Raw genomic sequence first — 13871 nt, 5'->3', positions numbered from 1 at the left:
GACAAACAATTTAAAATTTTATATAGTTAAGTATTCACAAAAATAATCTTTTATAAAAAGAATTTTATCTAATTTTAATTTGACATTATTGGTATCCATATCTTCAAGGATGGTTTTTATTTGGTATATAAACCTTTTTAGTTTTTATCAACTCTTCTTTGATAATTGGTTTTGGTGCTATTTCTTTTAATTCATATACTTGATGATTGTAACTAAGATATAACTCATTAATAAACGATTTAAGTACAATTACATCAGTTCTAGGTTGTATGTATTGAACTTTGTTATTTTTATAAGGAAAATACTTTTTACCATAATATGTTATAGTTGAACCACTATCCGTTTTTCTTTTAGAAAATCTTGAAAGATAAATATTTATTTCTTCTGATGTAGGAGCTTTAATCATAGCAGATTTATTATTATCAATAGCAAAGGCAAATTGATTATTAAAAATACTTATATATGTTTTAAGAAATTGATTAGCTTCTTCTAAATTTTTAATTTTATTAAGTCTAAGTTCACTAATTAAGCGACTTTGAAGTGTTCCAAATAAGCGTTCGATTCTACCCTTAGCTTGTGGAATGGAAGTTCTAATAATTTCAACACCTAAATCATTACAAGACTTTTGGAATTGAGTATAAGTATCATTTTCCGTGTTTATTTTGCCAGCATCGATTTGTTTTTTATATCCAAAAACTGTTCTATTATCAGTATAAAATGTTTTTGGTATGCCATATTTAGTTAAAATTTGATAAAAAACATTATAATAACCATCTAATGTTTCTTGATGATCAAATCATAGTCCGACAATATTGCCTGTAGCATCATCAATTGCAGCATGTAAAAATGCTTTTGGTTTATCCTTACCAAATCAATGATGATTACTTGCATCCATTTGAATTAATTCACCAAAATTTGTTCTACGATTTCTTGTTGGATGTAAGTTATTTTTTTTATTTTTATGTCTTTTTGGTGAAATTATTTTTTCATTCATTAATATATTATAAAGTGTACTATATGAAATTTTAATTTTTTCTTCATTGTTTAATTTCTCATGGAAATGTTGAAAATTAAAATTATAATATTTGGTTTTATATAAATTTATAATCTTAATTTTGATTTCAAAATTTGTTACCTTATTAGAAATTTTATTTCGAGATTTATGAATAAAACCAATTTTACCTTCTCTATTAAAAATTTGAATTAATTGGTTAATTCTTCTAATAGTTAGGTTAAGTTTATTCTTGGCTTGATGTTTAGATAATTTATTAGTAATAATGTCATTTATAATTTTATACTTATATTTTTCTTTCATAGTCATGCTTCTTTCCATATTTATCACCAAGTATATTTAACTTTATTTTTGGGAAATTTTTACTTGATAACTAATAGGAAATTATCACTAAATAATGACAAAATTAATATCCTCATTTGTAATTAAATTTTTTACAATTAAAATATTTTCTTTATCTTTTAACTCTATTTTATAAAGATAATTATTTTCCATAGTAATTTGATCTGTCATTAAATGCTTCCTCTCATAATTTTTAATTAAAAGTAAAAAAACATATTTTAGAAGAGATTTATTTTATTAATACTAAACCATATAAAATTTTAAAACATTTGTATATGAGCAAATTTGGTGTCTTAAAATCAATTTTAAAGATATAAAGATATTGCAAATGCAATATCTTCCCCTTTTACATCTGTGGTGAGCTTGGTTTATATCCACTTGTTAAAGGTTGATTTTCACTGTTTGCACTGCGTTTTCATTGTTCAAAAATTGAATCAAAATCATAATCTAAACTTGATTTTAATTTTAAATATTTTCCTACATTATCAACCCTTTTTTGTCCTTTTGATTCGATTTTATCTTCTAAATCATATATATTTAATTTTTCAATATATGGAATTATTTTATATTTCTTTTTTAAATTTTCATTTAATGTTTTTAGATATATTTCTAGTTTTTCTATTTCTTCTTTAAGATTTTTTTCAGTATTTATTATATTATCTAATTCTTTATTATCTTTAATTTTACCCTCTAATTTTTTTATTTCAGAATAATAAAATTCATAAACTGGTGAATTAGGTTTAACTTTAAACATTTTTTATTTTCTCCTTTGAATAAATAATAAAAAAACTCATTTATTTTATCTTAAAATAAATGAGTTAAAAACTTATATAATTTTTTGTATAAATTAATTATACAAAAAATTTTAAAAAATTAAAAAACTTTATTTCTATTTTTATCTAGAAAAGAATTTATTTGGAATTTATGTTTATTTAACAGTATAACTTTTCAAAATAATTTATTTTTTAAAAAATATTTTTGGGAAATTTTCACTCGATATTGACAGTACGTTTTTAAACGCAAAATAACGCCTAAATAAAAGGCGTTATTTTGTGATACCTATACTATTAATGATATTGTAGTTGTTTATTATATGGCAAATGTGAAGATGCTTTTTTTCACAGTAGCATTATTTTTACCCCTAATTACATTTTTATATGGATACAATGCATAAAATAATCCATCATACGGGTCTTGATACATATTTTTATCAGGAATGTTAGTTTTGGTTTGGTCATAACGTAATTCTTCTAAACATTGAGTAGTCTTTGGTAAATCATCTTTATTTGCATAAAAGTTTCCATAACTCATAATGTTTCTCATTCAAACTACTCTATTAGTTAATCCTGCTTCTTGATTTAAATTTGAAGCATGTTTAATAGCAGTTTGTGTGATTAAAATAGTATTATGTTCATCTATTAATTTTTGATTTAATCAATCAATGGCAGTTCGTGCTTTATCATCATAAAAATAAATTGCTTGTTCAAAATTTTCAAAATTATCAATTAATCCTAAAATTTCATTAACATAAGCATTAATTTTTTCATTTTCATTTATAAAATCATTTGGAGTAACTACTAATTCACAAATAATATAAGCATCATAATAACCAGTATTATTATATTCTTTAAAACCCACTACTATAAATACAGTATGGTCTTTATGACCAGTTGCTCAATCCACACCAACTGAATAAAAATCAAATTTATACATATCTTTTTTTGAATTATAAAATTCTTTTAAATCATATGGTTGTCAGCACTTTACAGTTTTTTGAAATGGGAAAATTGTTGCATCACTATCTAAAAATTCAAAACCATAAAAAACAGTATTAAATTCATCAGGATTACTTTTTTTCATTTCTAATAATGTTCTTTTTTGAATATCTGGTAATTTATTTCAAAATGGTTGAATAGTAAATCTTAAAACAAATAAACCTAAACCACTAAACATATCTTGATTTTCATAATAAATTTTGCCATTTTTTTTAAGATTTTCCATCACTTTATCATTTAATGGTAAAAATGGCGTACAGTATTTTAAATAAAATGGATGATATTTATCATAAGGATTACATGTAAAAGTAATAAAGAAACTTTTATAAAAATAGCGAGTAATTTTTTTTCCAAAATTAGGACTATATATATTTTTATCAATAAACGTTCAACTTCATTCTTTAATAGGTTCTTTTGATACTTTAATACGATTACTTCTAAACATAGAGTTTTGTAAACGTTCATATCGATATGTTAATTGCTTTTCTGTTAGTGTTTCTTTTTCTTCTGCCATAATAATTTCATCTGTTCTTGAACCTAAAAAACTTGAACCACCGGCTTCTTTTCCAAAAATCTTATTACCATTAGCATAACCAATAAAGTCAATTTGTTGATTATTAGGAAAAATAATACATCCACCATCCTTAGTTATTTTTCATTTAATACCATGTGGATTATTAGGTAATAAATTAATATTATATGTATCTAATAAAACTTGACAAACATTCATTAAAGCACCAATTGTAGTTTCACTATGAGTATTTTCATATCTTCTTACTTTTTGAACACTACTATCACTAAAATTACAACATATAAATAAATCAAATGCTAAACAATTTCAAGTTTTTCTTGTTCCACGTGCTGTTGGTACAAAACGATAAAAACAATTGGTAGTAAAATTGGAATGGCAACCCTTTTTAGGACTATTTTTTGGTAGACATTTGTTTTTGATAACTAATTGGAGTTAGGTAGTTTAGAGTACTGTGAATTCTTATGTTGTTATATCAATTGATGTAATCAAATAATTCTAATTTTAATTGGATTAATGATGTAAAATTTTTATCATTAATAAATTCAATTTTGAAAGTTTTAAAAGTTGCTTCAGCAACAGCATTGTCATAAGGACATCCTTTTTTGCTTAAAGATCGAGTTATGTTGAAAGCTAATAAAAGTTTATCAATAGTTTTATTATTGAATTCATTACCGCGATCAGTATGAAATATTTCAATATCTTTTAAACAGTGATTTGATTGCATAAATGCTTGATATACTAATGATGCATCTTTTTTAACTCCAACACTATGTCCAATAATTTCGCGGTTAAATAGGTCGATTAATAGGCAAATATAGTTTCATTTACCATTAACTTGAACATAAGTTAAATCACTAACAATAACTTCATTTTTAATTCTATTATTAAAGTTTCTATTAACAAGATTGGTTATTTGACTATCATTGACTTTATTATGATAATTTTTGAATGATAATTTAGTGTATTTTGATATTAAATTATGCTTATTCATAATTTCTTTAATTTTTCTGCGTGATAAATAAATTTCTTGGTTTGCTAGTATGACTTTTAATCTTCTAGTACCATAAACTTCTTTATTTTCTTTAAAAGCACTAATAACAGCTTGTTCATAAATATTATTTTGAATTTTATTTTTTTTCTTTAAATTAAAATAATATGTTGATTTAGAGAGTTTTAAAAAATGACACATTGTGCGAATTTTATATTTAGATTTATTATTTGCAATAATCTCTACTTTCTGCCTATTATTAGTGCTGCTTGCTTTAAAATATCAATTTCCATTCGTAACTGTTTTAATTCTTTATTTGCTTGAATTAATTGTTTTTCTAAATCTGAAAGATTATCTTTAGTTTTAAAACTACCTGAATTTGGAATGGCAACCCTTTTTAGGACTATTTTTTGGTAGACATTTGTTTTTGATAACTAATTGGAGTTAGGTAGTTTAGAGTACTGTGAATTCTTATGTTGTTATATCAATTGATGTAATCAAATAATTCTAATTTTAATTGGATTAATGATGTAAAATTTTTATCATTAATAAATTCAATTTTGAAAGTTTTAAAAGTTGCTTCAGCAACAGCATTGTCATAAGGACATCCTTTTTTGCTTAAAGATCGAGTTATGTTGAAAGCTAATAAAAGTTTATCAATAGTTTTATTATTGAATTCATTACCGCGATCAGTATGAAATATTTCAATATCTTTTAAACAGTGATTTGATTGCATAAATGCTTGATATACTAATGATGCATCTTTTTTAACTCCAACACTATGTCCAATAATTTCGCGGTTAAATAGGTCGATTAATAGGCAAATATAGTTTCATTTACCATTAACTTGAACATAAGTTAAATCACTAACAATAACTTCATTTTTAATTCTATTATTAAAGTTTCTATTAACAAGATTGGTTATTTGACTATCATTGACTTTATTATGATAATTTTTGAATGATAATTTAGTGTATTTTGATATTAAATTATGCTTATTCATAATTTCTTTAATTTTTCTGCGTGATAAATAAATTTCTTGGTTTGCTAGTATGACTTTTAATCTTCTAGTACCATAAACTTCTTTATTTTCTTTAAAAGCACTAATAACAGCTTGTTCATAAATATTATTTTGAATTTTATTTTTTTTCTTTAAATTAAAATAATATGTTGATTTAGAGAGTTTTAAAAAATGACACATTGTGCGAATTTTATATTTAGATTTATTATTTGCAATAATCTCTACTTTCTGCCTATTATTAGTGCTGCTTGCTTTAAAATATCAATTTCCATTCGTAACTGTTTTAATTCTTTATTTGCTTGAATTAATTGTTTTTCTAAATCTGAAAGATTATCTTTAGTTTTAAAACTATCTGAATTAGTAAATTGCTTAATTCAATTGTAAGTAGCTGCTCTTGTAACATTGTATTCTTTAACAAGGCAAGATACTGATTTGCCACTTTGATATAAAGCTACTATTTGTTTTTAAATTCATCTGAATATGAGTTAATATTGACCATAATTATAATTCCTTTCTTTTAACTAATTTGTTCACTTGTCTATGCAATTAGTGTCCAATAAAGTGTAACCCATCCATTTAACTAAATATGGCATACCAAAGATATTTTATACTGATAATAGAACAGTTTTTGGATATAAGAAAAAAATTGATTCAGGTAAAATAAACACAGAAAATGACACTTATACTCAATTTCAAAAATGCTGTAATGATTTAGGTGTTGAAGTAATTAGAACCTCAATTCCACAAGCTAAAGGCAGAATTGAACGATTATTTGGAACACTTCAAAGTCGCTTAATTAGTGAATTACGACTTAATAAAATTAAAAATTTAGAAGATGGTAATAAATTTCTTAAAACATATATAAACATTTTTAATAATCAGTTTGCTTTTCCTATTGATGATAATAAATCTGCTATGGTTAAAGCTCCTACACAAAATGAAATAAATGTTTATCTTTCAAGATTTTGTAAAAGAAAAACAGATAGTGGTTCAACTATAACATATTATGGTAAAAAATATTTTCCTTATAAAAATAACAAAGTTCAATATATACAACCTAGAACTGATGTAATTGTACTTAAATCATTTATTAATGAATTCTATCTTAGTTATAATAATAAAATATATGAACTAAAAGAAATAGCATTAAAACCAATTATTAAAGAAGATTTGATAAAAACTAAAAAAGTTTATATACCAAATAAAGACCATCCTTGAAGATATGGATATCAATAATTTTTAATTAAAAGTAAAAAAACATATTTTAGAAGAGATTTATTTTATTAATACTAAACCATATAAAATTTTAAAACATTTGTATATGAGCAAATTTGGTGTCTTAAAATCAATTTTAAAGATATAAAGATATTGCAAATGCAATATCTTCCCCTTTTACATCTGTGGTGAGCTTGGTTTATATCCACTTGTTAAAGGTTGATTTTCACTGTTTGCACTGCGTTTTCATTGTTCAAAAATTGAATCAAAATCATAATCTAAACTTGATTTTAATTTTAAATATTTTCCTACATTATCAACCCTTTTTTGTCCTTTTGATTCGATTTTATCTTCTAAATCATATATATTTAATTTTTCAATATATGGAATTATTTTATATTTCTTTTTTAAATTTTCATTTAATGTTTTTAGATATATTTCTAGTTTTTCTATTTCTTCTTTAAGATTTTTTTCAGTATTTATTATATTATCTAATTCTTTATTATCTTTAATTTTACCCTCTAATTTTTTTATTTCAGAATAATAAAATTCATAAACTGGTGAATTAGGTTTAACTTTAAACATTTTTTCTTTTCTCCTTTGAATAAATAATAAAAAAACTCATTTATTTTAAGATAAAATAATGAGTTAAAAACTTATATAATTTTTTGTATAAATTAATTATACAAAAAATTTTAAAAAATTAAAAAACTTTATTTCTATTTTTATCTAGAAAAGAATTTATTTGGAATTTATGTTTATTTAACAGTATAACTTTTCAAAATAATTTATTTTTTAAAAAATATTTTTGGGAAATTTTCACTCGATATTGACAGTATGCTTTTAAATGCAAAATAAACGCCTAAATTAAAGGCGTTTATTTTGTAATACCTATACTATTAATTATATGTAACTTGTTTATTATATTTTAAATATGAAAGTGGTTTTTTAAATATTTTTTATTTTATTTAAAATAACACTTATATATTTATATAATAATTAAGTAAATTAATTTTTTAAATATATTTACAATAAATTTAGATTTTTTTAAAATAGTTAGGAGAAAAAATATGAGTTTTAATTATTTATAAACTTTAAAAGAAGCAACAAAAAGAATGTATCAATCATTTAGAGATGATATAAAAAATCAATGAGAAAAAACAGATTGAAGAATATTAAAAGAAAGAGATAGAAAATATATTCCAGTTAAAATTAAAGAAAGAACTAGAAATACTATCAATGGTCTTGTTACTTATAAATGTCGTGATTATAAATATTATGATGAACAATTAAAAAAATGAGTAAGAGTTTGTTTATTAGATGAAGAATTAGAATTGCCTAAATATAAAAGAACTTGTCAGGATATCAAAAATAATGTTATTGAACATTTTGCTGACGGAAAAAGATATATTGATATTTTACATACTATGAAACAAACAAAATTTAGTACAACAAGTATTAGTAGATTATTTCAAGAATATCAAGTTAATAAATTAAATGTTCCTAAAATTAAATTAGAACCAAATCAATTTATTTATATTAGTATTGATGATGGACATCGAAAATTTTGAAAATTTAAACGCAATTCTGCTAAATATTCAATGCGTTTAGTATTATTTTGTACAGATAATGTTAATCATAAATTAGTTAATAAAAGAGCAGATGTAATAATAAGACAAACAAAAACAGCAATTGGTGTTAAAAAAACTGCTGAATTTATAAAAGAACAAGGAAATAGATTTTTTGAAAATTTTGACCAAGCAAAAATTATTATTTGTGGAGATAGTGCAGGATGAATTAAAGAAGTTGCTGATTATTTAGGTGCAAGTTTTGTTTTAGATAAATTCCATTTAGTTAAAAAATTATATGTTGGAATAATCGCTGGAAATAAAGGAAAATATTGAGATGAATATAAGATTTGTAGAAATTTTATTGAAAATGGTCAATATGATGAGTTAATAAAATATATGAATGAAATATTAAAAAACCATAAAAAATTAAAAAAACAATATTTTAAAAATAATAAACAAGGTATTGAAAATCAAGGTGCAAAGTGAAATATAGGTTGTTTTACAGAAGGTAATATTTGACATATTTTAAAAGAAATGCTTGGTAATAGAACTTATAACATAAATATTTATATTAAAATGGTTATTTTTAAATGTAATCAAATAAATTTAAAAACATAACTTAATTAATTTTTTTATTAAAATTTTAAAAACTGATTAAATTAAAAGTTAATAAGAATTTTTGTTGTGTATAAATATTAATTTTATTATTGATTTTTTCAATATTTGTATTTTAATTGAAATTAATTTAATTTAGTAGTAATATAAATTTACAATTGCATATAATTACAATTATTTCTTGTCTATAATTTAAAAAAAATGTTTAAAAAGTAATTATATCCTCCGTTTTTGTTACCATCCCAAATTTTACTAAAACAAACACAAGAAACCGTAAATACATTAATAGAAAATTATAAGACAATACATTTAATTGCAATAATGTGTCTTGTTAAAAATGAAAATAATAAAGAAGAAATAGAATTTATTTATAAATATAAAGAGTTGCCAAAACACATCAAATGTAAAATAGAACAAGATACAAATTTGAATAATTTTTTAAATTCAGAATTTAATGTTGAAAGTTTTAAAAAATATCAAAATTATAGTTTTGAAGACTTTTTTAAATATGAATTGTTTGAATTTAAGACATTATTAAATTTCTATCCAAATTTAAAATCTGAAGCAAATGCTTATGAAAACTTTAGTAATAAAATAATTGATTTGTGTTTGAAAAATGATTCATTGAAATTAAAAATTATTAAAGAATATACAAAAGTAGTTGAAGAAATTGTTAAAAAATCAATAACAGTAGCAGAAGATTGAAATAATGCATCTATAAATTTTACTGAAACTATTTTAAGTAAAATATTATGAAAAGAAATACCATTTTATTCACAATGAAATAAAACAGATATAGATTTTATTAATCAAGAAAATAGCAAAGTTTCAACAAGTAAAGGTCAAAGTTCTAGTAATAAATTACAAAAAATATAAATCTTAGATACTTTTAAACTTTAGACATATTACGCAACTAATTAATTTTAAAAATTGAAAAAATATTTAATATTTTACTTCATTAATTGATTTATAGTAGTGTTTGGAGAAATTATAAGGTAGCGATGTTATTAATTTTTATCCATATATAATTTCATATATCCTTGAAATGAAATGAAATAAATTACCTTTTATACACTGAAAAAAGTTTTAAAAATATTATAATAAATAAATGATATATTTGAATATGTCACCATAAATCTAAAAATTTTAAAGAGGTATAAAATGAAAAGAATATTAAATATTTTAAGTTGTTTAACATTTAGTGCATTAACTACTATTAACATTAACGCTTGTGACTTTTTTGATAACAACCCTCACAAATCAAAACCTTTGTACGAAAATGAAGAATGATTTAATGGCACAAGTTCTCAATATGAAGGCAATATTGTAGACAATATCAATATAATGTCTTGAAAAAAATATCATTTAGATTGACAATCATTTATTAAAAAGTATCAATTGTTAAATTTTGATGATAAAGCAATTATTAAAGTTGAAACTGCCACATATAAAAACTGTATATGACATAATTTACCATCTCAAATTACAGGACCTAACTTATCAGTTAATACAGCAAAAATTAACACATCAAGTAACACAAATGATGAAAAAAACAAAACTTGAAATATAGAATTTATGTATTATTATGGCAGTTGACTTACTCCGTTAGTTTTTATTCATATATATGCTCAAGCATTTTTTTGATATAGTAATAATGGCAATATATATTTATCTATTCATTTAAAAGAAGAATCAAAAAATGCTGTAGAAGGAGCACACTTTAAACTTCAAATAAATAGTACATATTTAAGCTAAATTTATTAATTATAATAATGAAAAAGGGACAATATAACAATGAATGATGAAGATGAAAAATGTGACTTAGAAGTTAAATTAATTTTAGAAAAACAATATAAAAATGATCAAATCAAAGAATTCTTAGTAAAACTTATAAATTCAAAAAAAGAAGAAAATAAATTTTATAGTAACTTAGAATTACTGGCGGATGTTTCACTATATTATAAAAAAATTAAAAAAACTGTTAAAATAACAAATAATATTTTGGAAATAATAAGCAAAATTTTAAAATTAAATGATACTGAAATAAATAATTTTTTAAGTTTAAGTTGAAATAAAATTCAAGAAATAACTACAGAAAAAATCATAAATATCGAAGAAATTAATGATTTATTAAATGAACCTTTTGTAAATACTTCATATATTAATCAAAAAAATTTAATATAGATTTCTAATTTAATATCTTTCTAAAATACTTACATTAACTTCATAAATAACACTAAAAAGTATTATAAATACTATTTTATTTTTGAAATAATGTAAAATTATTTTATAAAAGGGTTAAAGTTTGAAAAAGGGGTATTTTATGAAAATTTAAAAAGTATACTATCAATTGTAGGTGTTTTAGGGTTTACAGCAGCAACAACAAGCAATGTCACTGCATGTATAAGTAATATAACAAGTAATTTTCAAGAAATAACAAATTGAAAAGAAAATAATGGTGAAATTCAAAGCTTAGTTAATAATAAAAATACTATTTATGCAGGAACCAAAACTGGTGATGACAAAGGTAATTTATTTAAAATTACAAAAGATGACACAACAACACCTTTAACAAATTGAAAAGAAAGTAATGGTAAAGTTCAAAGTTTATTAAATGTTAATGCTACGATCTATGTTGGAACAAAAACTGGCGATGGCAAAGGTAATTTATTTAAAATTACTGATGATGATACAATAACAGCACTATCTAAATGAGATGAAAACAACGGTGAAATATGTAGTCTATTAAACATTAATAATACTATTTATGCAGGAACCAAAACTGGTGATGACAAAGGTAATTTATTTAAAATTACTGATGATGATACAATAACAGCACTATCTGATTGAAAAGATACTAATGGTGAAGTTCGTGGTTTACTAAATGTCAATGGCACAATTTATGTTGGAACTAAAACAACACCCGTTGATAATGTATATACAGGAAAGTTAATTAAAATTACAAAAGATGACACAATAACAATATTATCAAAATGAAATGTAAACAATGGTGAAATTTATAGTTTAACTACTTCAACAAACGAAAATATTTATATCGGAACTAAAACTGGTGATGGTCAAGGATATTTATATAAAGTTAAAGAAGATGGTGAAAATACAGTAGTAACTAACTGAAAAGATACTAATGGTGAAGTTTTAAGTCTAGTTAATGATAATAATACAATTTTTGTTGGAACAAGAACTACTGATGGTAAAGGAAGATTATTTAAAGTTGTCTATACAGTAGCAATTGGTATTTTTAGTTGAAGTAGCAGTGGTGGTGAAGTACATAGTTTATTAAATGTCAATGGTATTGTTTACGCTGGAACTAAAATTAGTGATAATAAAGGAAAACTATTTAAAAGTTTAAATCCAGAAGGATAATAAAAACTAATTAATTTAATTTATTAACTTCTTTTAAAAAAACCTAAAATTAAATTTTAGGTTTTTTATTATTTTTATCCTGTATAATTTTCAAACTTACCTCATTTTGGAATAAAAACAGTTACTACTTTTCCTGTCGGGCCGTTTCGATGTTTAGAAATAAGAATTTCAGCAAGATTACTTTCTTGTGAACTTGTTGTTTCTTCGCTATTTTTTTCCTTATAATAATCATCACGATATAAAAACATAATTACATCAGCATCTTGTTCAATAGCCCCTGACTCACGTAAATCAGACATTAAAGGACGTTTTTCTTCACGTCTCTCCACCATTCTTGATAATTGTGATAAACAAACAATTGGTACTCTTAATTCTCTTGCCAAAATTTTTAAACTACGAGAAATATTTGAAACTTCTTGTTGACGTGATTCACTATCTCTACCAGTTAATAACTGTAAATAATCAATAATTACTAACTTAATGCTATTTTCACGACTTAATTTTCTTAATTTAGTTTGCAACTCTAAAACTCTTAAACCAGGTGTATCATCAATAATAATTCTTTTTTGTTTCAATTGCTCAGCAGTAGCACTAATACGATTTCAATCAGCCTGTGTAAATTTAGACTTATTACGTAAACGATTAGCATCAAAATGTCCTTGACAAGAAATCATTCTTGTAATTAATTGATCTTTTGGCATTTCTAATGAAAAAATAACAACAACATCGTTTTTATTATCTTGTTCATTAGCAGCATTTAAAGCAAAATTAAGTGCTAAGGCGGTTTTACCCATTGAAGGTCTAGCTGCTAAAATAATTAAGTCACCTCGTTGAAAACCACTAGTAATCATATCCAAATTGTTAATACCTGAACTTGTACCAGTAATATTAACTGTTGATTTTTGTAGTTGTTCAATTTTAGTTACCACATCATCAATGTGTTCACTAATTGGCAACATCTCTTCATGATTACGTTCACTACTTACTTGTACAATTTGAGCTTCAGCAGCAATTAAAACTTCATTAATTGACTTTTCACTTTGTAACTCTTTAGCAATATTTTTTAAAGCATTTTCTAATTGTCGTTTAGTAGTTCTTTCAATCAAAATATCAATGTGTTCTTTTAAATTAGCATCAGTAATATATTGAGCCACTAAAGAAGATAAATATTCAATTCCACCAATTTTATCCAAATTATTTTGCTTAACTAATTCTTCGGCAATAGTTGTTACATCAATACCGGAATTATTTTTATAAAGATTGGTAATTGTTTTAAAAATAATTTGATTAGAATTAATTGTAAAGTCATGTGGTGCCAATAAATTTAATGCACTTTCACATGCTGGTGATGATTGAATCATCGCACTTAAAACATTAACTTCTGCATTATTTATATATTGACCATTGTTAGACATA

14 protein-coding genes and 1 pseudogene are annotated in these 13871 nt (G+C 22.7%); 5 read left to right on the top strand and 10 right to left on the bottom strand.

The genetic code is table 4. The features are described from left to right. Window positions 1-85: 85 nt before the first annotated feature. From AAHM95_RS03185 to AAHM95_RS03160, 6 genes are all read right to left on the bottom strand, one after another. Complete coding sequence (locus AAHM95_RS03185) at window positions 86-1333, bottom strand: ISNCY family transposase (protein ID WP_342273919.1); 1248 nt, start codon at window positions 1331-1333, stop codon at window positions 86-88. A 69-nt stretch (window positions 1334-1402) separates the two neighbouring features. Further along, window positions 1403-1525 (bottom strand): hypothetical protein, encoded by a 123-nt coding sequence (locus AAHM95_RS03180; protein WP_342274081.1) that lies wholly within the window; start codon window positions 1523-1525, stop codon window positions 1403-1405. Between the two features lie 175 nt (window positions 1526-1700). Next, window positions 1701-2108 (bottom strand): hypothetical protein, encoded by a 408-nt coding sequence (locus AAHM95_RS03175; protein WP_342273977.1) that lies wholly within the window; start codon window positions 2106-2108, stop codon window positions 1701-1703. Between the two features lie 335 nt (window positions 2109-2443). After that, window positions 2444-3859 (bottom strand): hypothetical protein, encoded by a 1416-nt coding sequence (locus AAHM95_RS03170; RefSeq protein ID WP_342274080.1) that lies wholly within the window; start codon window positions 3857-3859, stop codon window positions 2444-2446. A gap of 193 nt (window positions 3860-4052) precedes the next feature. Continuing rightward, window positions 4053-4958 (bottom strand): IS3 family transposase, encoded by a 906-nt coding sequence (locus AAHM95_RS03165; RefSeq protein ID WP_342274371.1) that lies wholly within the window; start codon window positions 4956-4958, stop codon window positions 4053-4055. 94 nt (window positions 4959-5052) lie between these two features. Beyond that, window positions 5053-6128, bottom strand: a protein-coding gene (locus AAHM95_RS03160) for an IS3 family transposase (protein WP_342274370.1) whose coding sequence is annotated in 2 segments (ribosomal slippage) — window positions 5053-5927 and window positions 5927-6128 — 1077 coding nt in all. Because the reading frame shifts where the segments join, the coding sequence is not laid out codon by codon here. 118 nt (window positions 6129-6246) lie between these two features. Between AAHM95_RS03160 and AAHM95_RS09645 the strand changes: the two are divergent. Then, window positions 6247-6906: pseudogene (locus AAHM95_RS09645) on the top strand (transposase family protein); the annotation flags it as partial. A gap of 156 nt (window positions 6907-7062) precedes the next feature. Here the strand turns inward: AAHM95_RS09645 and AAHM95_RS03150 are convergent. After that, window positions 7063-7470 carry a hypothetical protein gene (locus AAHM95_RS03150; RefSeq protein WP_342273977.1) on the bottom strand — a complete coding sequence of 136 codons (408 nt, stop codon included), beginning with the start codon at window positions 7468-7470 and terminating at the stop codon, window positions 7063-7065. 530 nt (window positions 7471-8000) lie between these two features. On the opposite strand from AAHM95_RS03150, the gene AAHM95_RS03145 reads away from it, so the two are divergent. The 4 genes from AAHM95_RS03145 to AAHM95_RS03130 all read left to right on the top strand — a co-directional run bounded on the left by AAHM95_RS03145 (window position 8001) and on the right by AAHM95_RS03130 (window position 11255). Next, a complete protein-coding gene (locus AAHM95_RS03145) occupies window positions 8001-9074 on the top strand; it encodes an Mbov_0401 family ICE element transposase-like protein (RefSeq protein ID WP_342274078.1) in 1074 nt (357 codons plus the stop codon). Window positions 9075-9392: 318 nt separating this feature from the next. Further along, complete coding sequence (locus AAHM95_RS03140) at window positions 9393-9947, top strand: hypothetical protein (RefSeq protein ID WP_342274077.1); 555 nt, start codon at window positions 9393-9395, stop codon at window positions 9945-9947. 285 nt (window positions 9948-10232) lie between these two features. Beyond that, window positions 10233-10826, top strand: a complete 594-nt coding sequence (locus AAHM95_RS03135; protein ID WP_338975670.1) for a hypothetical protein — start codon at window positions 10233-10235, stop codon at window positions 10824-10826. A gap of 39 nt (window positions 10827-10865) precedes the next feature. Continuing rightward, window positions 10866-11255, top strand: a complete 390-nt coding sequence (locus AAHM95_RS03130) for a hypothetical protein (RefSeq protein ID WP_338975671.1) — start codon at window positions 10866-10868, stop codon at window positions 11253-11255. Window positions 11256-11701: 446 nt separating this feature from the next. On the opposite strand, the gene AAHM95_RS03125 is transcribed toward AAHM95_RS03130, so the two are convergent. From AAHM95_RS03125 to dnaB, 3 genes are all read right to left on the bottom strand, one after another. Continuing rightward, entirely contained in the window at window positions 11702-11824 is a 123-nt protein-coding gene (locus tag AAHM95_RS03125) for a hypothetical protein (protein ID WP_338975673.1), read from the bottom strand. 12 nt (window positions 11825-11836) lie between these two features. Continuing rightward, window positions 11837-11968, bottom strand: a complete 132-nt coding sequence (locus AAHM95_RS03120; protein ID WP_342274076.1) for a hypothetical protein — start codon at window positions 11966-11968, stop codon at window positions 11837-11839. A gap of 561 nt (window positions 11969-12529) precedes the next feature. Further along, window positions 12530-13870, bottom strand: coding sequence for a replicative DNA helicase (gene dnaB, locus AAHM95_RS03115; protein WP_342274075.1), 1341 nt, complete (start codon window positions 13868-13870; stop codon window positions 12530-12532). Between the last annotated feature and the right edge of the window lies 1 nt (window position 13871).

This window comes from Spiroplasma endosymbiont of Phycita roborella (genome assembly GCF_964031195.1).
Classification (GTDB): Bacteria; Bacillota_I; Bacilli_A; order Mycoplasmatales; family VBWQ01; genus Spiroplasma_E; species Spiroplasma_E ixodetis_A.
Note: the sequence above shows the minus strand (reverse complement) of the source record. Positions and strands in the feature narration are given on the sequence as shown.